The following is a 23,466-nucleotide window of genomic DNA, read 5'->3' on the forward strand; positions in this document are numbered from 1 at the left end:
CCACCCTACGTCTCGCGGTCGGGTGCGCGGCCCGGCCGGCTGGGCGTGCCGGCCGGCCGGGCGAGCGCGCTCGCCGCGTCAGACCAGCTCGGGACGGCGGATGGCCTCAGCGCCGCCGTCGATGAAGACGACCTGCCCGGTCACGTATGCGTTGTCGGCGCTCGTGAGCCAGTCGAGCAGCGCGGCGGGAGCCGTCGGCGGCGCGGCGGGGCCGTTGAAGGGGGCGGGGGCGCCTTCGTCGAGCGCCTTCCTGCCCTCCTCCGTCTCGAGCGCCGCCTTCGTCATCGGGGTCTCGATCACGCCGGGGGCGATGGCGTTGAGCGCGATGCCGTCGCCCGCCCACGGCGCGGTCGGCGCGGCGCGCCTGACCCACCTCGCGACGGCCAGCTTCGACGTCGTGTACAGCACCGACGATCCCGCGGCGTTGGCCGTCGCCCCGAGAGCGTCCGCATGCGCGAGCGCCGCGGCCTCGTCGCCGGCCTCGAGCAGCTGCAGGAGGCGGTCGTCGACGTCCTCGAGTGCGGCCAGCGACGCCACGACGGCGGCGCGGGGCGCGGTGGAGGCCGCGAGCAGCGGGCGGAGCCCCTCGAGCGTGGCGACCGCGCCGAAGTAGTTCACCGCGACCGTGACGGGCTTCGGTGCGACCAGTCCCGCCACCGCGATGACGCCGTCCAGCACGCCGTCGCTGAGAGCGGTGGCCTGCGCGACGAGCTCCGCGCGCCCCTCGGCGGTGCTCAGATCGGCATTGATCTCGGCGCCGGCGATGTCGACGCCGATCACGGTGTGACCCTCTTCGCGGAGACGGCTGGCCGTCGCCAGCCCGATTCCGGAGGCGCTGCCGGTCACCAGGTACTTACGTGTCATTCGTGTCGTCCTTCTCATCGTGGAGCATCCACATGGGCAGGAGTGACACGAGCTGTGCCCTCAGCCGGTCGGGGTGCAGGGGGGAGTCGTCGAGCGCCCAGTCGGCGAGGACGGTCAGGGTCCCGGCCGCCACGTAGCGGGCAGCGGCCGTCGGGTCGACCTCCGTGGGCGCGGCGATGCGCATCGTCTCCTCGGCCTGCTGCGCGAACGTGCGGCGCAGGGCGGCCAGGACCTCTGGGCCGGCGTCGGACGCGAACACGGCCCGGCACAGGGGGCGGTTCGCCTCGAACGCGGACACGAGCGCGGACGTCGTCGCCTCGGCGGTGTCGCGCAGGCTCTGCCGATCGCGCAGCGCGAGGTCGAGACTGCCGATGTCGCCGAAGATCGCCGTCATCGTCTCGGTGAGCACGGCACCGAGCCCGTCGTGGGCGGCGTAGAAGGTCGATCGGCTGACCCCCGCCTCGGCGACGACGGCGGCGACGGTGAGCGGCTCCGCCCGGCGGCTGAGCGCGTCCACCGCCGCCGCTATCGAGGCCTTCGTGCGCTGCCTGCGCGGGTCGGCCCCGTCGCGCTCCAGGCGACCCTGCTCGGTGGACGGCATGCGGTCAGACTACTACTTCTCGGACTCCTGTCCGAGAAGTCTCCGTGCGAGCGCGGTCCGGATCAGGTCCGCTCCGCGCGGGCGTCGAGGAAGGCGCTCACCTGGCGATGCGTGTCGGTGAGCCTCTCGATGCGCTCCGCCATCTCGGACCGGACCCGCTCGAGCTGTCCGGCGAGCACGTCGTGCGAGGTGTCGGCGCTGTCGCCCGTGCATGCGAGGACCGAGCGCACGACATCGCGCGGGAAGTCCATGCCGAAGAGCATGTGGATGGTCTCCGCCCGCTCGACCGTCGCGTCGTCGTACTCGCGGTAGCCGTTCGCCTCCCGGCTCGCGGAGAGCAGGCCGTGCTGCTCGTAGTAGCGCAGCGATCTCGGGCTCACGCCGCTACGGCGGCTCAGCTCACCGATCCTCATCGCCGAATTGACCTTGACATGATGTCAAAGTATAGCGTCGCGCGAAGGCCGGGCGAGACGCGCCCGAGCCGTCGGAGGAGATCTGATGGGTGCAACTGTCTCTGTCGCGGGCCGGACCCGCTCGTTCACGGTGGTCGGCGATGCGGGGGCCCCGAGAATCGGGCGCTCGTGCTGGTGTTCCACGGCTCGAAGCAGGACGGACGGTCGTACCGTCGCTTCACGGGAGGCGCCCTGGACGCGCTCGCCGAAGACGGGCGCGCGGTCGTCGCGTACCTCGACGGCCACCGAGGCAACTGGAACGACGCGCGCGCGGAGAGCGCCTTCCCCGCGCGGACGGAGCAGGTCGACGACGTCGCCTTCGCTCGGGCGGTCGTCGACGCGGTCGAGCGCACCCACGGCATCGACAGGGAGGCGGTGACCGCCGTGGGCTACTCCAACGGCGGTCAGATGGTGTTCCGCCTCCTCCACGAGGCGCCCGAGCTGCTGTCCGGCGCGGTGATCGTCGCCGCTGCCATGCCCGACCGCGCCGGCTTCCTGGCGGGCTTCTCGGAGGAGTCGGACCGCTCCGTCCCGATCGCGCTCGTCAACGGCACCGCCGACCGGATCGTGCCGTTCGCGGGCGGTCGGATGTCCTGGTGGGCGCGAGCGATGTTCAAGGTCGGCGGCGTGACGCTCTCCGCCGCCGAGACCGCGCGTTACTTCGCCCGCCGCAACGGCGTCACGGCTGAGCCGACCACGGCGCTCCTGCCCGAGCGCTCCCCGGGCCGCCGCAACGCCCGCATCCGCGAGACGGCCTACCGGCAGGCCGGCAGCGCCCCCGTGACGTCGTATGCCGTGCTGGGCGGCGGCCACACCGTGCCCGGCGCCCGGCCGGCGCCGAGGGTGCTCGGCCGCACCGGTCGCGATCGGGGCATCGAGGAGATCGTCGCCGAGGTGATCGCGGCGGCCGATCGCACGAGTCGGCGCTGAGTGCCCCGCCCGAGCGCGAGATCCGGTGCCGAACCGCCCTTACGGCGTCCCATAAGGGCGGTTCGGCACCTGCTCGTGCGGCGGGAGGCCCGCGAGAGCGGAGAGCAGGTCGGCGCGCCAGGACGCCCAGTCGTGCCCCGCCGTGAGGGCGGCGAGGTGCACCGACCGCGAGGCGAGGCGCGGGTCGGCGCGCAAGCGCGCCTCGAGAGCGCGCGCGTCGTCCAGCATGTGGCCCTCGCGGCTGCCGGCCGAGAGGGAGAGCGATCGCCAGGCGGGCTCGGCCAGCAGTGCCTCGGCCACGTCGAAGCGCCACAGCGACGGCGACTGCGCGATCGCGTGCTGCACCTCTCCCTGCGCCAGCGCGATCGTCCAGGCCGCCGCGATGCCGCCGAGGCTCTGGCCGGCCACGATCGTCGCCTCGCCACGGGGATCGACGTCGTACCGCGCGCGTGCCGCCGGCAGGATCCGGTCGAGCACCACGTCGACCTGGCCGCCGGGCACCCCGAGCCGGTCCCACCTCGTGTCGGTGTCGTGCGAGTCGAGCAGCACCACGTGCAGAGGCTCGACATGACGCCGGGCGACGGCCTCGTCGAGCAGCGCAGGCAGCCCGACGCCGTCCAGCCAGACCTGGCCGTCGAAGAGCACGAGCAGGCGAGTGGGCCCCGCGTGATGCTCCGGCACGATGGTCCACGCCCGTTCGCCGGCGCCGAGCTCGAGCGGCTCGACACGTGAGGCCGCCGGGCGGTGCCGTGGCCCCTCCCGCCACGGCTCGGCCGGTGCAGCGGGGCCCGCGGCCACCGAGGACGTCTCTCCTCGGGAGCCGCCCACGACGTCGGCGCCACGAGGGTCGAGCCCGGCGGCGCCCATGGCGGCGAGGATGACCGGGCGGCGCCCGGTCGCGCGGCGCCATGGCGGGTCGTCGGCGTCCCGCCAGGCGGCGATCCGGTACGACGTGCGCAGTTCGGCGGGCAGCCGCAGCGAGATCGTCCACAGGTCGGATCCGGCCAGCCGGGTGAGCTCGGCGGCCGCGACGTCATCGTGGGGGAAGTCGGCGTTCAGCCACAGCAGCACCGCCCTCGCGTCCGGCTCCGGCACCACCCAGGTCCACACGGCGCCGTCGGCATCGGTGGCCACGAGCGGGTTCGGGCGGGACAGCGCCTCCTCGGCGAGCTTCGCACGGTCGGCGGGCACGGACCAGGCCGTCTCGAGGGGGCCGGCGACGCGCTCCCAGACCGGCTCTCCGCCTCGCCGGGTCGGGCGGCTCTCGGCGTGCTCTCGACCGAGCCTGTCGCGCCACGTGTCGACCGGGCGATCGTCTCCGGGCAGCTCCGGCTGCCGCGCGGTGTCCGTCGTCGTCGCGTCATCCGTCATGGTCGTCTCCTCCGGGTCGCGTCTCGGCCCCGCGCCCCTCGTCGCGCGGGTCCGCGGCCTCCTGCGCGGCGAGGAGGGCGTCGGAGGTCTCGGTGAAGAACTCCGCGAGCGCGCCGCCCGCCGCGAGCTGCTCGTCCACGAAGCGCGCTCGGGTGGTCGTGTCGTCGGCCGACGACTCGGTGTCGCGCCACGCCTCGTACAGCGGTCCGGCCGCGTCGAGGTGCGGCTGCAGGGAGAGGGCGTGCCGCACGCCGGACGGATCAGGGCCGGTCATGCCGAGCGCGACGAGCAGCGCTCCCGCGTCCGTCACGGTGGCGGGGTCGGCACTCTCGCGTTCGACGAGGAAGCCCCACACCGCGTCCGCCACCGCCGCCTGGGCTTCGGCGGGCGCGTCGGGGGCGACCTCCGGGAAGGCCCAGCCGAGCACGTCCCGCCGCTGCTCGGCGGGCAGGTCGCTCAGCACGCACTCCAGAGCCCGGGTGTCCGAGAGGGCGTCGCGCTCCTCGTCCCGGCTCCACGTGCCCATCCGGGACAGGTCCACCCCGGCGTCGCGCAGGCACGCGGTGAACGGTGTGCCGGCGTGCGCCGACAACCCGCCGCCGCAGCCGGCGAGGGCGAGCGTGGCGGACACGGCTGCCGCCGCGAGCGCGAGCCGCGCGATACGGCGGGCGGCGATCCTCATGGGACCATCGTCCGCATCGTCAGGCGGGACGGCAAACCGAGGCGCCCGGCTCCCCGATTTGTCCACCGAATGGGGGACAAAAGGTCGTGATGTCCGATACTCTGTCGGTGACGTCCCCCCTAACGGTCGTCCGGCCCTCACTGAATCCCCCCTTCGGTGAGGGCCGCTTCCGTTCGTCGTCGACGATGTACAACGGTTACGTCACGAGATGCTGCACCCTATCCCTTTGCAGGGGACTCCGTTACCGTGGGGAGCGTCGGCGCATTGTTCGCGTCGGCTCCATACAGATAGAACGGCAGTAAATGGCTACGCAGGGCACCGTCAAGTGGTTCAACTCGGAGAAGGGCTTCGGCTTCATCTCTCCCGACGAGGGCGGCTCTGACGTCTTCGCGCACTACACCGCAATCGAGGCTTCGGGCTACCGCTCGCTGGAGGAGAACCAGCGCGTCGAGTTCGAGATCGCCCAGGGCCCCAAGGGCCTTCAGGCTGAGAACATCCGCCCCATCTGAGCGGATCTCTCCCTCTTAGGGCCCGGTGACATTCGTCGCCGGGCCCTTCTCGTCCCCGCGGGCCCGCCTGACGGGGCGAGTGGTCAGGGCGCCTCGTCGTGCCCGCTCTCGAGGCGGCGGTAGTCGGCGAGCGCCTTCGCGTCCTCCGCGTGGCGGATGGCTCGCCGTGCGGCGTCCAGCGCCTCGACCGGATCCTGCGTCTGCCGCGCCGACGCGAGCTCGTGCCGTGCCGCGTCGAGGCGCACGCGCGCGTTGAGCCCAGCGGCGCGCGGCGGCACCGCCGCCTCCGCCCGGCTCACCGCGCTGCGCGCCGCGGCGATCGTGCCGGGCAGCGCGCTGCGCGCCCCGCGAAGCCTCTGCTGCGCCGTGCGCGCGTCGGCCAGCGCCATGTCCAGCCGATCGCGCAGCCGGGCGATCGCCTCGTTCGTCGACACCGGTCGGCGCGCGGCGTCCGCCTCGATGCGGACGAGCTCGCCGTCGGCCCGGCGGATCTCCTCGCCCAGACGATCGGCCTCGTCTGCCGGCAGCGCCGCACGGATCGCGGTCGCCGAGCGGATCGCGGTGCGGGCGGCGGCGAGCTCGTCGGGCACCGCGAGACCGGCCTGCGTCACCAGCCGATGCGTCTCCTCGAGCGTCCGCGACGCGGCATCCGCTCGATGCAGGGCGCGCTCCGCGTGGGCGAGCTGGTCGAGCGCCGACCGAGAGGGGTCGCCGGCCGACTCCCGCGCCTCGCCGATCCAGCGCTGGGCCTCGTCGAGCGCGGTCCGCACGTCGTCCGCCGCCCTCGCCGCCTCGGACCACTCGTCGCGGTCGGCGCGCTCCGCGAGTTCCCGCAGCAGCGCGGACGGGTCACCCGTCCGCGCGCGGACGTCGGCCAGGCGTCGCTCGGCCGAGGCGACCTGGTCCGTCGCGCCGACGTGGGACTCGATCCACTCCCGGTGGTCTCGCCGGGCGGCCTCGATCGTAGCGAGCGTGCGATCGATGCGCCGCGCCAGGTCGTGCGCGGCGCGTTCGGCCACCGCGGGGATGACATCGGCGCCCGAGGCGTCGCGGTAGTCGGCGAAGGCCGAGTCGCGGTCGTGCTGCGCGGTCATCCGAGCCCGGCGCAGGGAAGCGGGGGCGCCGCCTCCGTACAGCGCTCCCGAGAGCCCGACCTCGAGATCGAGCTCGGCCGCGGCGTCGTCGAGGCGCACCAGCGCGGTGCCGGCGCGGTCGAGGGCGGTCGTCGCCCGGCGGCGCGCCCGCGGCCCGCGGCGGGCGTGCCGCACGGCGAAAGCGACCGCCACGACCAGCACCGCGGCCGAGCTGAACACGACCAACGCCGGAAGCGCCCAGGTCATCGGGTCGAACTCGGTCACGTCCTGGCCCCTCAGTCGTCGTCGGCGAGCAGCAGCTCGCGCAGCTGTGCGGCATCGTCGACCACCGCGACGGCGCCCTCCTCCTCGCCCGGCGTGCCGAAGCCCCAGCGGACGAAGACCACGGGCACGCCGAGGCCGGCGGCGCCGTCGACGTCGTGGTGCCGGTCGCCGATCAGGACGGGCCGGCTCGTGTCGACGCCGGCGGCGGTCAGTCCCTCGAGCGCGCGCCCCAGCACGTCCGCCTTCGTGTCGAGCACGTCGGCCTCGGAGCGCGCGCCCACGATCGCCGTGAACGCGTCGTCGAGCCCGTAGTGCTCGAGGATCGCCCGCACCTGGTTCTGCGGCTTGGTGCTGGCGGTCGCCTGCGGCACGCCCGCCGCCTGCACGTCGCGGATCAGCTCGGCCACGCCGGGGTAGAGCGCGACCGACGCCGCGTAGCCGTCGCGCGACGCGAGCGCGCGGTAGGCCTCCACCGCGCCGACGGCCTCGGCGGGCGTCAGCAGCGCCCGCCGCTCGAAGGACTCGAGCATCGGCGGTCCGATCCAGTGCCGCAGCTCGTCCGGTGCCGGGGGAGTGCGGCCCATCGCCGTGAGCACCTCGGTGATGCGCGGGAGGATGCCGGCCGACGCGTCCGCCACGGTCCCGTCCACGTCCCAGAGGATGCAGGACCAGGGCGAGGACGTCATACCGCTCAGCCTACCGAGGCCGCGGGCTCCTCCTGCGCGGCGTCAGGGCGACGCGATGGGTTTCGTCTCGGTCGCTTCGCTCTCTCGCTCAACCTCGCCGTCTGTCAGAACAGGCGCGGCGCCCCCGAGTCGATGCCCTTCATCTCGTCGTAGTCGAGGGTGAGGCAGCGGATGCCGCGGTCGCGGGCGAGCACGCGCGCCTGCGGCTTGATCTCCTGAGCGGCGAACACCCCCTGGATGCCGCTGAGCAGGGGGTCACGACCCAGCAGGTCGAGGTAGCGGGTCAGCTGCTCGACGCCGTCGATGTCGCCGCGGCGCTTGACCTCCACCGCGATGGGCATGCCGCCCGCGTCGCGCACCAGCAGGTCCACCGGGCCGATCGCCGTCGGATACTCGCGGCGGACGAGCTTCGCGCCCTCCGCGATCAGGTCCACCTGCTCGGACAGCAGGCGCTGCAGGTCGGCCTCCACACCGTCCTTGATGAGGCCCGGGTCGATGCCGAGGTCGTGCTTCGAGTCGTGCAGCACCTCGTAGATGTGCACCGTCAGCGCGTCGCCGGTCTTCTGGTGGGTGACCTTCCACATCTCGGTCACGCCGGTCTCCGCGAGCTCCTCGCTCGGCGCCACCACGTCGAGGCGGCAGGGCGGGCTCATCCAGTTGAGCGGCTTGTACGACCCGCCGTCGGAGTGCACGAGCAGGCTGCCGTCGCCCTTGTGCATCAGCACCCGGGTCGCGAGCGGCAGATGCGCGTTGAGGCGGCCGGTGTAATCGACGGAGCAGCGGGCGATGACGAGGCGCACCGACCGAGTTTATCCATCCGCGTGCCCTGGCCAGGCGACCCGCCCGGCTCGGCCCGGGTTCGGTGAGGTCAGGACGGGTCGGCGGGGCGGAGCGGCCGTGCGGCGCCCGATGCGAGGCCGGAGGCGACGGTGAGGCCGACGATGATCCACAGCGTGTTCAGCAGGCCGATCGTCTCGCTGATCGCGCCCAGCACGGGAGGGCCCGCCAGGAACGCGACGTAGCCGATCGTCGCGGCGGCGCTGACGCGAGCGGCCGCGCGGGCCGGGTCGTCGGCCGCCGCCGACATGCCGAGGGGGAAGCCCAGCGAGGCGCCGACACCCCACAGGGCCGCGCCCAGCAGCACCAGCGGCAGGGTCGGCGCGAGGATGAACAGGGTCAGCCCGCCGGCGGCCGACACGGCCAGCAGACGCAGCATCGCGACGCGCCCGAAGCGGTCGACCAGCGGGCCGCCGAGCACCCGCATCGTCGTCATCGCGACGGAGAACACCGTGAGACCCACGGCGCCGAGGGTCTCCTCGCCGCCGTGGCCCTCGACCACCCCGAGCGCGAGCCAGTCGTTGGCGGCGCCCTCGGCGAACGACATGCCGAGCATGACGACGCCGATCAGATAGGTGCGCGGCTCCGCCCATGCCGACAGCGACACGCGCAGCCGGTCACGCCAGGCCGTGCCGGGCTCGGCCGTGCCGGGCTCGACGGCCTGACGGCGCGGCACGTTCGCGATCGCCAGGACCGCGATCACGGCGATCGCGACAGCGACCGCCACCGCGTGGCCGAGGACGCCGACGCCCCACGACACCGCGAGGATGCCGGCGCCCGCGCCGAGCACCGTGCCGAGGCTGAAGAACGCGTGGAACAGCGGCATGAGCGTCTTGCCCGCCAGCTGCTCGATCTCGGTCGCCTCGACGTTCATGATCACGTCGGTGCAGCCGCTGCCGAGCCCGAACAGCACGAGACCCGCGATCACGAGCGGATACGACGCCAGCACCTCCGTCCCGACGCCGATCACGGCGACGCCGGCGGCATACGCCAGCATCAGGGTCAGCATCGAGCGACGCGCGCCGAATCGGGCGAGCACGGGCGTCGCCAGCGAGAGGCCGACGATCGACGCGATGCCCGCCGCCGCCAGCATGGCGCCGACGTGGCTGTTGTCGATCCCGAGCGCCGCCTTGATCGCCGGCATGCGCGAGGCCCAGGTCGCCAGCGCGAGCCCGGTGACGGCGAACACCGCGAAGATCGCGATGCGCCACCGCATCGCCTGCGACGGCGTGAGGGAGAGCGACGGCGCGACGGGCGTCGCGCCGTGACTCACGGTGCGTCCTCGGCAGCCGGCTGGCCCGGGGCGAGGCGATCGGCGGGATCCGCGGGGCGCAGCAGGTCGGCGACCGAGTCGAGCACCTCGTTCGGGCGGAACGGATAGCGCTCGATCTCGCGCTGGTCGCTGATGCCCGTCATCACGAGCACGGTGTGGAGGCCGGCCTCGATGCCCGCGACGATGTCGGTGTCCATCCGGTCGCCGATCATGCCGGTGTTCTCGGAGTGCGCGCCGATGCGGTTGAGCGCCGAGCGGAACATCATCGGGTTCGGCTTGCCGACGACGTAGGGGTCGCGGCCGGTGGCCTTCGTGATGAGCGCGGCGATGGCGCCGGTGGCGGGCAGAGGGCCCTCGGCGCTCGGCCCGGTGGCGTCGGGGTTGGTGGCGATGAAGCGCGCGCCCCGGCCGATCAGGCGGATCGCCTTGGTGATGGCCTCGAACGAGTAGTTGCGGGTCTCGCCGACCACGACGTAGTCAGGGTCGGTCTCGGTCATGATGAACCCGGCCTCGTGCATCGCGGTCAGGATGCCCGCCTCGCCGATCACGAAAGCGGATCCGCCCGGCGCCTGCGACTTCAGGAAGTCCGCGGTCGCGAGCGCGCTCGTCCAGATCCGCTCCTCGGGCACCTCGATGCCCGACGCGCGCAGCCGGGCGCTGAGGTCGCGGGGCGTGAAGATCGAGTTGTTGGTCAGCACCAGGAACTCGGTGCCGTCGTCACGCCACTTCGCCAGCAGCTCGCGGGCCCCGGGGATCGGCACGTTCTCGTGCACGAGCACGCCGTCCATGTCGGTGAGCCAGCACTCGATCTCGTCGCGTCGCTCCATGCCCCCAGCGTAGGACCGGGAGCGCTTCCGCGCCGCGCCGCGACACAACGCAGGACGACACATCGCCCGGCGGGGGCCGTCCCGCGGGATCCCGCGGCAGGATCGACGTGCACGGGAAACCGTTCCTGCGTTGTGTCGGGGTGAGCGGCGGCCCGCGGCGGGATATCGTTCCCGTGTGATCGACCGAGGCGAGCCCTCCTGGGATCCGGCCTCGCTGCCGGACCTGTCAGGCCGCATGTATCTCGTCACCGGGGCCAACGCGGGCCTCGGATACTTCGCGAGCGAGCAGCTCGCGGCGGCCGGCGCGCACGTGGTGATGAGCGGCCGCAGCCCCAACCGGCTCGCCGCAGCGCACGACGCGATCGAGGCCCGCGTGCCCGACGCGTCGGTCGAGACGCTGCTGCTCGACGTGAGCAACCCCGGCTCGATCCGCGCGGCCGCCGCGTCGGTGCGCGGCGGGCTGTTCTCACGCTCGCGCCTCGACGGGGTGCTGCTCAACGCCGGCATGGTGCACACGCCGCGCACGCGCGAGCTGACGCGCGACGGCCGCGAGCTGGTGTTCGCGACCAACGCCCTCGGCCACTTCGTGCTGGCGGCCGAGCTGCTGACCACCCTCGCCAAGTCGTCCGACCGCCGCCGCAACAGCCGGCTCGTGTGGCTGGGCAGCGCCTCCACGCACCTCGGAGTCGCCGAGCCGACCGACATCCAACTCGAGAACCGCTACGAGGCCTGGCACGCATACGTGCAGTCGAAGCTGGTGGTGCACGCGCTGGGCATCGAGGCCGACGCGCGGCTGCGCGAGGCCGGCGTCCCGATCGACAGCGTCGTGGCGCACCCCGGGTACTCCATCGGCGGACGCACGCCGCGCGTGCAGGGCGTCAACGAGCCGAGCCGCTGGAAGCGTCTGCGCGACGGGCTGCAGGCGCCGGTGGCGCAGAGCAAGGAGCGCGGCGCGAACTCGCTCGTGCGCGCGCTGGTGGATCCGGACGTGCGCGGCGGGGAGTACTGGGGCCCGCGCTTCTGGACGCGCGGTCTGCCGGTGCGGCAGACGCCGTCGCGGTGGGCCACCGACCAGGACGTGCGCACCCGCATCTGGCAGGAGTGCGAGCGGCTGACCGGCACCGAGTGGCCGCTCGCCCGAGCCGCCCGCGCGGCCCGCTGACCGGGCGCTCCCCGACTCGGACGCGGTCAGCGCCCGGCGACGCCCGCCTCGTAGGCGAGGATCACCAGCTGGACGCGGTCGCGGGCGCCGAGCTTCTGCAGCATCCGGCCGATATGGGTCTTCACGGTGGACGGCGCGAGCAAGAAGCGCTCCGCGAGCTCCTCGTTCGTGAGGCCCTCCGCGATCGCCGCGAAGATCTCGTGCTCCCGAGGCGTGAGCGTCGCGAGCCGGGGGTCGGGGCGTCGCTCCGGCGCCGCGGGGGCCGCGAACTGCTCGATCATGCGGCGCGTGACGCTGGGGGCGAGCGCCGCATCGCCGGCGTGCACGGCGCGGATCGCGCCGAGCAGGTCGGCCGGCCGGGCGTCCTTGAGCAGGAAGCCGCTCGCGCCCGCGCGCAGGGCGGCGAACGCGTACTCGTCGAGGTCGAACGTGGTCAGCACGAGGATGCGCGGCAGGTCGCCGTCGCGCGCGATCCGCTCGGTCGCGGCGATCCCGTCGACGCCCGGCATCCTGACGTCCATCAGCATGACGTCGAGCCCGCCGCGCCCGGCGAGGTCGATCGCCTCGGCGCCGTCGGTGGCCTCGGCGACGACCTCGATGTCGGGCTGCGCGTCCAGCACCATCCGCAGGCCGAGCCGCACCAGGTGCTGGTCGTCGACGATCGCGACCCGCACCGGCGCCTCCGTCGTCGCGCCGGGGTCGCCGGTCGTGGGATCGGTCATGTCTCCTCCTTCAGCTGCGCGCGCAGGCGCCATCCGCCCCCGGGCGCCGGCCCGGCCTCGACCTCGCCGTCGTGGACGGCCACACGCTCCCGGATGCCCACGATGCCGCTGCCGCGGCCCGCGGGCGACACCGCGGGGCGCGTGCCGGGGCCGTTGGTCACCTCGACCACCACCCCGTCGGCGTCGTGAGCGACCCGCGCCGTGACGTCCGCCGCACCGGGGGCGTGGCGCAGCGCGTTCGTGAGGCCCTCCTGCATGATCCGGAAGACCGCCAGCTGCAGCGCGCGGTCGTCGACCGGCGGCCCCCTGCGCACCAGCCGCACCGGCATGCCCGCCTCGCGGAAACGTTCGACGAGCTCGTCGAGGTCGGCGGCGCCGGGCTGCGGCGTGCGGCCCGCCTCCTCGCCGGGGGCGCGCAGCACTCCCAGCAGGCGGCGCATCTCGGCCAGCGACGACCGGCCGGTCTCGGCGACCGTGCGCATCGCATCCGGCGCGCCCGGTCGCCCCGCCTCCGCCTGGGCGGCCGCGCCCTCCGACAGCGTGACGATCACGGTGAGGCTGTGCGAGACGATGTCGTGCATCTCGCGGGCGATGCGGGCGCGCTCGTCGGCGACGGCGAGCCGTGCGCGCTGGTCCCGCTCCCGGGCGAGGTCTGAGGCGCGGGCGATGATCGCCTCGACGTAGCGCCGCCGGTTGCCGATCGTGACGCCCATGAGCGTCGGCACCAGGTAGACGACGATGTTGGGCAGCGCCACGGACGCCTCGCCGAACAGCCCCCGGATCGGCTCGCTGTCGTTCAGCGCTGCCGCGAGCCCGATCGTGGCGGCCGCGGCGACCGTGAAGGCGGACGCGATGCCGTAGCCGAGCCAGGTGCGCCGCATGGTGCTGTAGACGCCGAGCGAGTACAGCGCGACGAACACCGCGATCCCGCCGCCGAGGTTGTAGGGGGAGGGCAGCACCGCGAGGAGGCCACACACGATCGCGGCGAGCAGGGGCCTGCGGCGGCGCAGCATCAGCACGACGCCACCGGCCGTGACGCTCGCGGCCGTGCCGGCCACGTGCCATCCGTTGAACGGCACGTCGCTCAGCGGCGCGGTCGCGGCGATCAGCACGAGCAGCCCGGGCGCCACCTGGGCGAAGAACACGACGGCCGCGTCGACCACGACCGGATGGCGGCCGAGCCAGCGCCGGATGGCGCTCGGCGGGCGCGGCAGCGCGAGGTCGCCCTCGTCGGGCCCGGCGGGCGCCGCGGCGGCGGACGGCTCGAGCGCGCTCACGCTCACGACCCTACGCGGCGGGGCCGCACCCGAGCGGATGCGGCCCCGCCGGCGCCGAGACGAGGGTCGGACGACGGGCGTCCGTCACGCGTCTCGCCGCGAGACGGCGACGGCTCCGGCGGCGACCGCGGCGGCCGGCCACGCGAAGGCGAGGACGATGTCGCGCACGACGGTGCCGTCGATCGCGTCGTGCGGCGTGTGGAGCGCCGCGCCGGCGGGGCCCATCAGCAGCTCGGCGATCCGCGGCGCCCACTCGAACGGCAGCGACATCAGGACGCTCGGCAGCAGCAGGAGGAACAGCAGCACGAGCGTCACGGACCAAGTCTCCGAGCGCAGCAGGGCGGCCACGCCGAGGCCGAGCACGCCGCACAGCGCGGCGAGCAGGGCACCGCCGAGCAGGGGCAGCACGAGGATCCGCAGCGCGTCGTCGAGCGAGGCGTCCAGCCCGAACCCGCTGTACACCGCCACGACGCCGGCGGTGGCGACGAGGAGCGTGAGCAGACCCCACAGGAACACCGTGATCGAGACGACCACGGCCTTCGCGCCCACGACGGCCACGCGGCGGGGCGCGACGGACAGGTGGGTGCGCAGAGCGCCGGTGGAGTGCTCCTTGGCGAAGATGCTCACGCCGAGGAGGACCGCGACGGTCTGCAGCACGGCGATCCCGTTGAGGACCATGCCCGACATCGGCGGCACGGCGTCGGCGGGCAGGGGCTCGTCGGGTCGCGCGGTGGCGAACCCGAACATGAGCGAGACGCCGACGGTCAGCAGGACGGTGAAGGCCGTGCCGACGATGAGGGTGACGGCCGTGCCGCGGAGGCTCCGCAGACCGATGGCCTCGGCGCGGACGAGGTGGCCGAACGTCAGGGCGGCGGTGCTGCCGGAGGCCGCGCGTCGCGGCGTCGTGTGGTCCGGTGTGGTGGTGAGGGTGGTCATCTCGATGCTCCGATCGGGCTCAGGCCGCGGCGGCGGCGGGGTTGCTGCGGTACTCGACGGCGTCGCCGGTGAGGGCGAGGTACGCCTCCTCGAGCGACCCGCGCTGGGGGAGCAGCTCGTGCAGATCGATGCCGGCCTCGACGGCGACCCGCGCGATCCGGGCCGCGGGCACCCCCTCGACCTCGATCACGTCGCCCGACGCCGCGGTGATCGCGACGCCCTCGGACGCCAGCAGCACGCCGAGCTCGCGAGAGTCGGAGGAGCGCACGCGGGTGCGCTCGCGCTGCGAGCCGCGCAGGAACTCGTCCACGGGGGCGTCGGCGAGCACCCGCCCCTTGCCGAGCACGATGATGTGATCGGCCGTCTGCGCCATCTCGCTCATCAGGTGCGAGGACAGGAAGACCGAGCGGCCCTCCGCCGCGAGGGACCGCACGAAGCCGCGCACCCAGTGCACGCCCTCGGGGTCGAGGCCGTTGACGGGCTCGTCGAGGATGAGGGTGTGGGGGTCGCCGAGCATGGTGGCCGCGATGCCGAGCCGCTGATGCATGCCGAGCGAGAAGCCGCCGACGCGCTTGCGGGCCACCGACTCGATGCCCGTGAGCTCCATCACCTCGCCGACCCGGTCGCGGCCGATGCCGTGGGTCGCGGCGAGCATCCGCAGGTGCGCCTCCGCGGTGCGGCCGGGATGGACGGCCTTCGCGTCGAGCAGGGCGCCCACCTCGGTGATGGGCGCGGCGTGGGCGGCGAAGGGGCGGCCGCCCACGGTGACCGAGCCGCCGTCCGGACGGTCCAGCCCTACGATCATCCGCATCGTGGTGGACTTGCCGGCGCCGTTGGGCCCGAGGAAGCCGGTGACCTGCCCGGGACGCACCTCGAACGAGATGTCGTCGACAGCGGTCGTCGCGCCGAAGCGCTTCGTGAGGTTCTGTGCCGTGATCATGCCTCGACGCTACGAACCGGCGGGTGCGCGGCGCGTCGGGCCCGGGTCGGACATCCGGCCGTCCCCGTCCCCCCGCGGTACTACGCCGCGCGCCGCGACTCGCGCGCTGGCCGAGACGGCGCTCCCCGGGCGAGACAGACATCGCCGGGCGAGACAGGCGCCGCCGGGCACGGTGTCGCCCGGGGAATGCGGTCTCGCCGGCCGGGCGCGGTGTCGCGGGCGGGTCAGTCGGTGAGCCAGATGACGTCGGCGGCGCCGTCGGGGAGGGCGGTGGGCTCGCCGCCGATCTCGAGGCCGGGGCGGGCGACCTCCACCTCGAGGCCGACCGCGATGCCCGCGCGCTCGATGAGCCGCAGCAGGCCCGGGTCGCGGTCGCTGACGCGCAGCACGCGGCCGACGTGCCCCGCGGGCGCCTCGGCCAGCAGCACGAACCGCTCCCGCGCGACGCGCCCGTCGGCGTCCGGGATGGGATCGCCGTGCGGGTCGGAGCGCGGGCGTCCGAGCCGCTCGTCGATCTTCTCGAGCAGACGGTCGCTGATGGTGTGCTCGAGCACCTCGGCCTCTTCGTGCACCTCGTCCCACGCGTAGCCGTACTCCTCGACCAGCCAGGTCTCGATCAGCCGATGCCGCCGGACGGTCTCGAGCGCGCGACGCTCGCCCTCGGGGGTGAGACGGACGGCGCGATACGGCTCGTGCGCCACGAGGCCCTGCGCGCCGAGCTTCTTGACCATCTCGGTCACGCTCGACGGCGCGATGCCCAGCTTGGCGGCCAGCACCGACGGCGTGATGGGCGCGTCCTGCCACTCGGTGTGGGCATAGACGGTCTTGAGGTAGTCGTCGATCGCGGGCGAGGGCACGCCTCGATGGTACGGGGATAGCCTTTCGACGTGACGGATGAGCCCACCGATGCCCCCGCCGAGACGCACCCGATCCGCGGCCACGGCGTCGGGCCGTGGCCCGGCGACTGGCCGGACGACGCGCGAGACCCCGGCTCGGTCTGGGACGTGGAGCTGCTCGCGCAGGGCGACGCGCGCAACGTGATCGATCGCTACCGGTACTGGCGGATGGAGGCGATCGTCGCGGATCTCGACACCCGCCGCCACCCGTTCCACGTGGCGATCGAGAACTGGCAGCACGACATGAACATCGGGTCTATCGTCCGCAGCGCGAACGCGTTCCTGGCCGACACCGTGCACATCATCGGCCGTCGGCGCTGGAACCGCCGCGGGGCGATGGTGACCGACCGGTACCAGCACGTCGTGCACCATCCGGACCTCGCCTCGTTCACCGCGTGGGCGCGGGACGAGGGCATGCCGATCCTCGCGATCGACAACGTCGGCGAGGCCGTGCCGGTGGACCGCGCCGACCTGCCCGCGCGCTGCGTGCTGCTCTTCGGCCAGGAGGGCCCCGGTCTGTCGGACGAGGCGCTCGCCGCGGCCTCGGGGCACATCGAGATCACGCAGTACGGGTCGACGCGTTCGATCAACGCCTCGGCGGCGGCCGCCATCGTCATGTACGACTGGTGTCGGCGCCATGCGGCACCGGGCCCCGGAGGGGGCCCATAGGCTCCGTGCCCCCGGTGCGGCGCCCTGCCCCGCCTTGCCCTCAGGCCGCCGGTGCGGAGGCGGTGCCGGTGGGCACCGGCTCAGGCGTGGTCGACGTCTTCGTGCTGGGCGACGGCGCGGGGGTGCTCGGTGCAGGCGCCGGAGTGCTCGGGGCCGGTGCCGGTGTGCTCGGGGCCGGTGCCGGCTTCGTGGGCTCCGGCTCCGTCGGCGCGGGCTCGGTCGGCGTCGGCTCGGTCGGCGTGGGCTTGGGAGTCGCCGGCGGCGTGGTCGGCGTCGGGGTGGGCGTGGCCGGCGGGGTCGTCGGCGTCGGCGTGCCCGTCGGGGCAGGTGTCGGCGTGCCGGTCGGCGTCGGCGTCGGGCTCGGCGTCTTCGTGGGCGTCGGCGTCTTGGTGGGCGTCGGCGTGGGGGAGGGGCTCGGCTTCGCCGGCTCCTGCGTCCCGGCGGGCACCGGCGCGGGCGCGACGGGCGCGACGGAGCCGGTCGGCAGGTCGGGGATCTTCACCGAGCCGTTCAGGTAGGCCAGCGGATCGCGGGCGACGCCGCCCACGCGCACCTCGAAGTGGAGGTGGTTGCCGAAGCTGCGTCCCGTGTTGCCGACGCCGCCGAGCACGTCGCCCGCCTCGACCCAGTCGCCCACCTTCACCTGGCGGGTGCCGTTGGTCATGTGCCCGTAGAGGGTCTGCACGCCGTCGAGGTGCTGCACGATCACCGCCACCCCGTAGCCGTAGTAGCTCTCGCTCGAGAGGACGACGATGCCCGGAGCGGCCGAGCCGATCGGCGTGCCGGCGCCGGCGGCGAGGTCGAGACCCATGTGGCGGCCGCCGCGCGCGCCGAAGACGTCGGTGATGGAGATCTGCGCGAGGGGCCAGCTCAGGCCGCCGAGCGAAGCGAGGTACGCGGCGTCGGCGGGGGCGAACCGCGAGAGGTCCACGTCGATGCCCGCCGCGATGGCGGCCTCGATGAGCTCGCGGCCGTCGTCGCGACGGATCTCGGCGAGCTCGTCCACCGTGGTCGCCGCATAGGCGCTCGGCGACAGGTTCGCCTGGCGCATCGCGAGCTCGGCCTCGAGACGTTCGGCCTCGGCGGACACGTGCGCGCCCGCCGGCGCGAGGTCGGTGGGCGCCAGCCGGCCGTCCCACTCGCCGTCCTCGGCGGCGCTCGCGAAGGCGGCCTCCACGGCGATCGAACGCGGCTGCGCCTCGTCCGACACCGACGGCACGGCCGCCGCGACCAGTCCGGTGGGAAGGGTCAGCAGCCCCAGCAGCGCGATCGCCACGCCCGGGCGCACGACGGCTACCGCGCGCGGCGAGCCGGCCGGCGCGGGGCGCTTCTGCGCGTTCGATTCAGGCTGCATGATTTCCCCCCGGCCCATCATGCCCTGCCGGCGCCGGGAAGGAAAGCCCAGGTCATGGGCATCACCCGCCGCTTCATCCCGGGTCACTCCCGGCCGGACGACACCCAGGTGGGCTCGAAGGAGCGGTGGCCCGCGACGCGCGCGGCCAGTGCATCGAGACGCGCGACGTGATCCGCCGACAGCTCGACGTCGACGGCGGCGAGGTTCTCGGCGACCCTCGCCGGCGAGCGCGTGCCCGGGATCGGCACGACGGGCAGGCCCAGCGCGCGCCCCTTGTCGTACAGCCAGGCGAGGGACACCTGGGCGGCGCTGACGCCCGCCTCCGCGGCTACCCGGAGGACCTCGTCGAGCACCGGCCGGTTGGCCGCGAGCGCGTCGGGAGCGAAGCGCGGAAACCGCGGTCGGCCCTCGCTCTCGGTCAGCGCGTCCGGGTCGAACAGGCCGGTCAGCCACTGCCTGCCCAGAGGCGAGTAGGGCACGAAGCCGATGCCGAGCTCCCGCGCCGCGGGCACGACGTGCGCCTCGACGTCGCGGCTGATGATGCTCCACTCGGTCTGGACGGCCGCGATCGGGTGCACCCTCGCCGCGCGCCGCAGCTCGTCGCCGGTCGCCTCGGACAACCCGATGTGCAGGATCTTGCCCTCCGCCACCAGCTCCGACAGCGCGCCGACGGTGTCCTCGATCGGCACCTCGGGGTCCACGCGGTGCTGGTAGTAGAGGTCGAGGCGGTCGGTGCCCAGGCGTGCGAGGCTCAGCTCGATCTGCTCTCGGACGTACGCGCGGTCTCCGCGGATGCCACGCCGGCCGATGCCGCCGCCGGCCAGGATGCCGAACTTCGACGCCAGCTGCACCTCGTCGCGGCGGGTGCGCAGCAGCCGGGAGATGATCTCCTCGCTCCGCCCCCGGCCGTAGATGTTCGCGGTGTCGACGAACGTGACGCCCGAGTCGACGGCGTGGGTGAGGGTGCGCAGCGCCTCGTCGTCGCCGACGGGGCCGTAGACGTCGCTGAGCGACATGCCGCCGTATCCCTGGCGGGGGACGCGCAGTCCGTCGCCCAGTTCGATCAGGTGCGTCTCGAGGGGGGTGTCCGTGCTCACCCGAGCCACCCTAGGGCGCCGTGGGCGCGGGGCGCTCGCCCGCCGTCATCCACCGACTCCCGCGCACCCGCACGCCGAGCGTGAGCGCCCGTGCCGCCATGAAGACGCCGAAGAAGCCGACGGTCAGCCAGGCGAGGCCGGCGGCGCCGCTCGGGGCGGCAGCGGCGATCAGCGCCAGCGCCGGCAGGAAGGGCACGAGGTTCAGCGCGCCGGCCAGCGCCAGGTAGCGCGCGTCGCCCGCCCCCATCAGCACCCCGTCCAGCACGTACACGACGCCCGCCAGCGGCTGCCCGACCGCCATCAGGATCAGCGCCGGCTGGATGAGCGTCGCGAGCCCCGCGTCGCCCGTGAACGCGAGGCCGAGCACGCCCGACAGCGCCGCGACCACGGCGCCCAGCGCGACGCCGAACCAGGCGCCCCACGCCAGCGTGCGCCGCAGCACGAGGCGGACGGCAGCGCGGTCGCCGGCGCCGAGGCTCTTGCCGATCAGCGCCTGCGCCGCGATCGCGAGGGCGTCGAGCGCGTAGGCGACGGTGGACGAGACCGTGAAGACGACCTGCCATCCCGCCAGCTCTCGCGTGCCGAGTCCGGTCGCGACGGCGACCGTGAGCAGCAGCGACAGGCGCAGGCTGACCGTCCTCAGGAACAGCCAGCCGCCCGATCGCGCCGAGCCGCGGATCCCGTCGCGCTCCGGGCGCAGCCGCGCCTCGTGCCGCCGCGCGAGCCGGCCGATCACGACCGCATAGGCGATGACCATGCCCCACTGCGCCACGACCGTGCCCGTCGCGGATCCGGCCACGCCCCAGCCGAACCCGTAGATGAACAGGGCGTTGAGCGCCGCGTTCGCGACGAACCCGACGCCGGCGATGCGCAGCGGGGTCATCGTGTCCTGCAGCCCGCGCAGGAGACCGGTCGCGGCGAAGACGATCAGCATCGCCGGCAGGCCGGCCATCGAGATGCCGAGGTATGCCACGGCGTGCTCGGCGACGTCGGCGGCCGGGCCGAAGGCCGCCACGAGGGCGGGTGTCGCGAACGCGCCCGCGATCGCCAGCACCGCCCCGATGCCTAGTGCCAGCCACATGCCGTCGATGCCGACCGACACCGCGCCGCGGACGTCGCCGGCGCCGAACCGGCGCGCTACGGCGGGCGTGGTCGCGTAGGCGAGGAACACCATCAGGCCGACGATCGTCGTCAGCACCGCCGACGCGATGCCGAGGCCCGCGAGCGGTGCCACGCCCAGGTGCCCCACGAGCGCGGCGTCGACCATGAGGAAGAGCGGCTCGACGATCAGCGATCCCAGTGCCGGGACGGCGAGCCGGAGGATGTCGCGGTTCACCGCGCCGGCCGGGGGCGGCGGTGTCGGGCGGCTCACCTTCCCACGGTAGGCCACGGCTCGACCGAGCGTGCCGCGCCGACGGCGCGGCTCAGCGGCTGACGGGGTCGGCGTCGCCCGCGCGGAGCCGACCGATCGCCGCGCGGGTCGGCGCCGCCTCCCAGTCGCCCTCGGCGGTGCACGCGAGCGCGCCGCACGCGATCGCCGTGTCGAGACGCTGCTCGGCGGTGGCGCCCCGCGCGAGCTCCGTCAGCCACCCCGCCACGAACGCGTCGCCGGCTCCGACCGTGTCGACGACCGGCACGCGCAGGGCGTCCCGCCGCAGCCTGAGCCCGTCGGCGGAGGCGGCGAGAGCGCCGCGATGGCCCAGCTTGACGACGGCGTGCGAGGCGCCCAGGGCGAGGATCGCCTCCGCTTGGGCCTCGGGCTCGGTCGCGCCCGTCAGCAGCTCGGCCTCGTCGTCGCCGGCGAAGACGATGTCCGCGCGGCGCGCGAGCCCGCGGTAGGCGTCGGCGGCCGCAGCTGCGTCGTCCCAGAGCCGGCTGCGGTGGTTGACGTCGAACGAGACCAGGGCGCCCGCCGCGGACGCGTGGTCGATCGCCGCGTGCACGGCGGCCAGCGGCCCGCCGCCGAGCCCCGCCGAGATCCCCGTCACGTGCAGCACCCGCGCTCGGGCGACGACCTCGGCGCTGACATCGTCGGGCGTGAGCCGGCTGCCGGCCTGGTCGCGGCGGTAGTAGCTGATGCGGCTCGTCCCCGGCTGCGGGCGCTCCTTGAGCATCAGGGCGGTGGCGGCGCCCTCGTCGCGGGCGGCGTGCACCTCGACCGACTCGGCCCGCAGCTCGCGCAGGATCAGGTCGCCGACCGCATCGGCGCCGACGCGTCCGATCCATCCCGAGGCGCCCCCGAGGCGGGCGACGCCGATCGCGACGTTGCTCTCGGCCCCGCCGAATCCCAGCCGCATGTCGCGCACGTGGCTGAGCAGGCCCGGCCGGGTCGCGGTGACGAGGCCCAGGCTCTCGCCGACGACCACGACGTCGAGCCGGCTCACGACGTCAGCTCCACCACGTGCCGTGCCGCCTCGGCGACCGCGGCGGCGCCCTGCGACGCGCCGGCGACCACCCAGCTGCCGCTCGCCGCGAAGACGGCGGGGTGCGACAGGTGCTCGGCGAGGTTGGCGGGGCCGATGCCGCCGGACGGCATGAACAGCACGTCGCGGTAGACGTCGGCGTAGGCCCCGAGCAGCGCGAGTCCGTCGAACACGCCGGCGGGGAAGAGCTTCAGGCGGGACAGGCCGAGCCCGATCGCCGCCTGCACCTCGGTGGGGGTGAGCACGCCGGGCACGATCGGCACGCCGGCATCCGCGGCGGCGCCCACCACCTCCGCGTCGAGGCCGGGCGTGACGAGGAAGGAGGCCCCGGCTTCGATCGCCTCGTGCGCCTGGGTCACGCTGAGGACCGTCCCCGCGCCGACGAGCAGGTCGCCGCGTCCGGCGAGGCGCCGCAGAGCGGGCAGGCCGTGCTCACCGCGCAGGGCGACCTCGACGACGGGCAGCCCGCCTGCCGCCAGCCCGTCGCCGATCGCGTCGACATGGCGCGGGTCGCGCACCGACGCGAGCGGGACGACGCGGTGGCGGAACAGCGGGTGGTCCAGCGGCGTGCTCATCGGCGCACCGATGCGCCGGTGGTCGGGAGGGGGAGGGCGGTCGTCATTGCTGCTCCTTCGCCGGTCTCGTCAGGTTCCGTTAGGCGGAACTCGGGTCCACCAGATAGGATAGACCATCGTCCTGGGTCGCCGGGAAGCGGGGAGTCGAAGAGCATGGTCGAGGACCACGCGCCGGTCGCGGGCGCGAGCCACAAGACGCTGCGCGTGCTCGAGGCCGCGCTGCTCGCAGAGCGGTTCACGGACATCGTCGAGGGGTCCGGGCTGCCGAAGTCGACCGTCCACCGCATCCTCGCGACGCTGGTCGACGAGGGCTTCGTCGCGGGGGACGCCGAGGGCGGCTACCGCGCGGGACCGCGGTTCATGACCCTCGCGGGACGCGCGCTGTCGGGTCTGGACATCTCCCGGCTCGCGCAGCCCGTCGTCGACCGGCTGGTCGCCGACGTCGACTGCACGGTGCACGTGGGCGTCGTCTCGGGGGACGAGATGGTCTACATCATCCGCACCGACTCGTCCAAGCCGTACCGCATGCGCTCGCGCGTCGGACTGGCGATCCCGATGCACTCGACGGGGATGGGCAAGGCCGCGCTCGCGTCGTGGTCCGACGACGCGGTCGCCGGCTACGCGCGCCGCACGGGGCTGCCCGCGCGCACCCCGGCGACGCTCACCGACCCGGACGCGCTGCGGGCGGCGCTCGCCGGCGTGCGCGAGGCCGGGTACGCCCTCGACCTCGGCGAGAACGAGCAGGGAACGGTGTGCGTCGCGGCGCCCATCCGCGACCACACCGGTCGCGTCACCCACGGCCTCTCGGTGTCGTCGATCGCGCTGGAGCACCCCGGCCGCTCGATCGAGCGACTGGCCCCGCCGGCGATCGCGGCGGCGGCGGAGATCTCCGCCCTGCTCGGCGCTCCGGCCTGAGCCGTCCCGGGCGCACCTGCGGAGATTCCAGGGTGCGTGCCGGGCGCACCTGCGGAGATTCCAGGGTGCGTGCCGGACGCATCCGCGGAGATTCCAGGGTGCGTCCCGGG

Annotated in this window: 25 protein-coding genes; 5 read left to right on the top strand and 20 right to left on the bottom strand. The window is 74.4% G+C overall.

Going from position 1 to position 23,466, the window contains the following annotated elements; all coding sequences use genetic code 11:
- Positions 1-78 precede the first annotated feature (78 nt).
- From K5S26_RS05860 to K5S26_RS05870, 3 genes are all read right to left on the bottom strand, one after another.
- Positions 79-864 carry an SDR family oxidoreductase gene (locus K5S26_RS05860; protein WP_221856924.1) on the bottom strand — a complete coding sequence of 262 codons (786 nt, stop codon included), beginning with the start codon at positions 862-864 and terminating at the stop codon, positions 79-81.
- Positions 854-1,465, bottom strand: a complete 612-nt coding sequence (locus tag K5S26_RS05865; RefSeq protein ID WP_221856926.1) for a hypothetical protein — start codon at positions 1,463-1,465, stop codon at positions 854-856. Before K5S26_RS05865 ends, K5S26_RS05860 begins: the two co-directional genes overlap by 11 nt.
- Positions 1,466-1,527: 62 nt before the next feature.
- Positions 1,528-1,878: a MerR family transcriptional regulator gene (locus tag K5S26_RS05870; RefSeq protein ID WP_221856928.1), complete on the bottom strand. Its 351-nt coding sequence runs from the start codon at positions 1,876-1,878 to the stop codon at positions 1,528-1,530.
- 21 nt (positions 1,879-1,899) lie between these two features.
- On the opposite strand from K5S26_RS05870, the gene K5S26_RS05875 reads away from it, so the two are divergent.
- Positions 1,900-2,847 carry a CE1 family esterase gene (locus tag K5S26_RS05875; RefSeq protein ID WP_281427184.1) on the top strand — a complete coding sequence of 316 codons (948 nt, stop codon included), beginning with the start codon at positions 1,900-1,902 and terminating at the stop codon, positions 2,845-2,847.
- 39 nt (positions 2,848-2,886) lie between these two features.
- On the opposite strand, the gene K5S26_RS05880 is transcribed toward K5S26_RS05875, so the two are convergent.
- Positions 2,887-4,218, bottom strand: coding sequence for an enterochelin esterase domain-containing protein (locus K5S26_RS05880; protein WP_221856931.1), 1,332 nt, complete (start codon positions 4,216-4,218; stop codon positions 2,887-2,889).
- Positions 4,208-4,900, bottom strand: coding sequence for a hypothetical protein (locus tag K5S26_RS05885; RefSeq protein ID WP_221856933.1), 693 nt, complete (start codon positions 4,898-4,900; stop codon positions 4,208-4,210). Before K5S26_RS05885 ends, K5S26_RS05880 begins: the two co-directional genes overlap by 11 nt.
- 302 nt (positions 4,901-5,202) lie before the next feature.
- On the opposite strand from K5S26_RS05885, the gene K5S26_RS05890 reads away from it, so the two are divergent.
- On the top strand, positions 5,203-5,409 hold the full coding sequence (locus K5S26_RS05890) for a cold-shock protein (RefSeq protein ID WP_135114861.1): 207 nt from the start codon (positions 5,203-5,205) through the stop codon (positions 5,407-5,409).
- Between the two features lie 83 nt (positions 5,410-5,492).
- Here K5S26_RS05890 and K5S26_RS05895 read toward each other — a convergent pair whose 3' ends face one another.
- The 5 genes from K5S26_RS05895 to K5S26_RS05915 form a co-directional block, all read right to left on the bottom strand.
- Positions 5,493-6,767, bottom strand: coding sequence for a hypothetical protein (locus K5S26_RS05895; protein WP_308122797.1), 1,275 nt, complete (start codon positions 6,765-6,767; stop codon positions 5,493-5,495).
- An 11-nt stretch (positions 6,768-6,778) separates the two neighbouring features.
- The gene (locus K5S26_RS05900) at positions 6,779-7,453 is read right to left on the bottom strand and encodes an HAD hydrolase-like protein (RefSeq protein ID WP_221856935.1); all 675 of its coding nucleotides are present in this window, start codon (positions 7,451-7,453) and stop codon (positions 6,779-6,781) included.
- 104 nt (positions 7,454-7,557) lie between these two features.
- On the bottom strand, positions 7,558-8,253 hold the full coding sequence (gene nucS, locus K5S26_RS05905; protein ID WP_221856938.1) for an endonuclease NucS: 696 nt from the start codon (positions 8,251-8,253) through the stop codon (positions 7,558-7,560).
- Positions 8,254-8,321: 68 nt separating this feature from the next.
- The gene (locus tag K5S26_RS05910; protein ID WP_221857391.1) at positions 8,322-9,506 is read right to left on the bottom strand and encodes an MFS transporter; all 1,185 of its coding nucleotides are present in this window, start codon (positions 9,504-9,506) and stop codon (positions 8,322-8,324) included.
- Positions 9,507-9,559: 53 nt separating this feature from the next.
- A complete protein-coding gene (locus K5S26_RS05915) occupies positions 9,560-10,390 on the bottom strand; it encodes an HAD-IIA family hydrolase (RefSeq protein ID WP_221856940.1) in 831 nt (276 codons plus the stop codon).
- A 175-nt stretch (positions 10,391-10,565) separates the two neighbouring features.
- On the opposite strand from K5S26_RS05915, the gene K5S26_RS05920 reads away from it, so the two are divergent.
- Positions 10,566-11,552, top strand: a complete 987-nt coding sequence (locus tag K5S26_RS05920; protein ID WP_308122799.1) for an SDR family NAD(P)-dependent oxidoreductase — start codon at positions 10,566-10,568, stop codon at positions 11,550-11,552.
- A gap of 26 nt (positions 11,553-11,578) precedes the next feature.
- On the opposite strand, the gene K5S26_RS05925 is transcribed toward K5S26_RS05920, so the two are convergent.
- The 5 genes from K5S26_RS05925 to K5S26_RS05945 form a co-directional block, all read right to left on the bottom strand.
- Positions 11,579-12,274: a response regulator gene (locus K5S26_RS05925; protein ID WP_221856942.1), complete on the bottom strand. Its 696-nt coding sequence runs from the start codon at positions 12,272-12,274 to the stop codon at positions 11,579-11,581.
- Positions 12,271-13,551 carry a sensor histidine kinase gene (locus tag K5S26_RS19140; protein WP_221856944.1) on the bottom strand — a complete coding sequence of 427 codons (1,281 nt, stop codon included), beginning with the start codon at positions 13,549-13,551 and terminating at the stop codon, positions 12,271-12,273. Before K5S26_RS19140 ends, K5S26_RS05925 begins: the two co-directional genes overlap by 4 nt.
- Positions 13,552-13,635: 84 nt before the next feature.
- On the bottom strand, positions 13,636-14,487 hold the full coding sequence (locus K5S26_RS05935) for an ABC transporter permease subunit (RefSeq protein ID WP_221856946.1): 852 nt from the start codon (positions 14,485-14,487) through the stop codon (positions 13,636-13,638).
- 19 nt (positions 14,488-14,506) lie between these two features.
- Complete coding sequence (locus K5S26_RS05940; protein WP_221856948.1) at positions 14,507-15,427, bottom strand: ABC transporter ATP-binding protein; 921 nt, start codon at positions 15,425-15,427, stop codon at positions 14,507-14,509.
- 224 nt (positions 15,428-15,651) lie between these two features.
- Positions 15,652-16,284, bottom strand: coding sequence for a metal-dependent transcriptional regulator (locus K5S26_RS05945; protein WP_221856949.1), 633 nt, complete (start codon positions 16,282-16,284; stop codon positions 15,652-15,654).
- A 30-nt stretch (positions 16,285-16,314) separates the two neighbouring features.
- Here K5S26_RS05945 and K5S26_RS05950 point away from each other — a divergent pair, with 30 nt between their 5' ends.
- The gene (locus K5S26_RS05950; RefSeq protein ID WP_221856951.1) at positions 16,315-16,992 is read left to right on the top strand and encodes a TrmH family RNA methyltransferase; all 678 of its coding nucleotides are present in this window, start codon (positions 16,315-16,317) and stop codon (positions 16,990-16,992) included.
- A 40-nt stretch (positions 16,993-17,032) separates the two neighbouring features.
- On the opposite strand, the gene K5S26_RS05955 is transcribed toward K5S26_RS05950, so the two are convergent.
- From K5S26_RS05955 to K5S26_RS05975, 5 genes are all read right to left on the bottom strand, one after another.
- Positions 17,033-18,346 carry a M23 family metallopeptidase gene (locus K5S26_RS05955; RefSeq protein WP_221856953.1) on the bottom strand — a complete coding sequence of 438 codons (1,314 nt, stop codon included), beginning with the start codon at positions 18,344-18,346 and terminating at the stop codon, positions 17,033-17,035.
- A gap of 83 nt (positions 18,347-18,429) precedes the next feature.
- Positions 18,430-19,443, bottom strand: coding sequence for an aldo/keto reductase (locus tag K5S26_RS05960; RefSeq protein ID WP_308122803.1), 1,014 nt, complete (start codon positions 19,441-19,443; stop codon positions 18,430-18,432).
- Between the two features lie 10 nt (positions 19,444-19,453).
- On the bottom strand, positions 19,454-20,815 hold the full coding sequence (locus K5S26_RS05965; protein ID WP_308122804.1) for an MATE family efflux transporter: 1,362 nt from the start codon (positions 20,813-20,815) through the stop codon (positions 19,454-19,456).
- A gap of 52 nt (positions 20,816-20,867) precedes the next feature.
- Positions 20,868-21,827: a sugar kinase gene (locus K5S26_RS05970; protein ID WP_221856955.1), complete on the bottom strand. Its 960-nt coding sequence runs from the start codon at positions 21,825-21,827 to the stop codon at positions 20,868-20,870.
- A complete protein-coding gene (locus tag K5S26_RS05975) occupies positions 21,824-22,441 on the bottom strand; it encodes a bifunctional 4-hydroxy-2-oxoglutarate aldolase/2-dehydro-3-deoxy-phosphogluconate aldolase (protein WP_221856957.1) in 618 nt (205 codons plus the stop codon). The genes K5S26_RS05970 and K5S26_RS05975 overlap by 4 nt, the downstream gene beginning before the upstream one ends.
- Positions 22,442-22,594: 153 nt before the next feature.
- On the opposite strand from K5S26_RS05975, the gene K5S26_RS05980 reads away from it, so the two are divergent.
- The gene (locus K5S26_RS05980; RefSeq protein ID WP_221856959.1) at positions 22,595-23,356 is read left to right on the top strand and encodes an IclR family transcriptional regulator; all 762 of its coding nucleotides are present in this window, start codon (positions 22,595-22,597) and stop codon (positions 23,354-23,356) included.
- Positions 23,357-23,466 lie beyond the last annotated feature (110 nt).

This window comes from Microbacterium marinilacus (assembly GCF_019753765.1).
In the GTDB taxonomy this organism is placed as follows: domain Bacteria; phylum Actinomycetota; class Actinomycetes; order Actinomycetales; family Microbacteriaceae; genus Microbacterium; species Microbacterium marinilacus.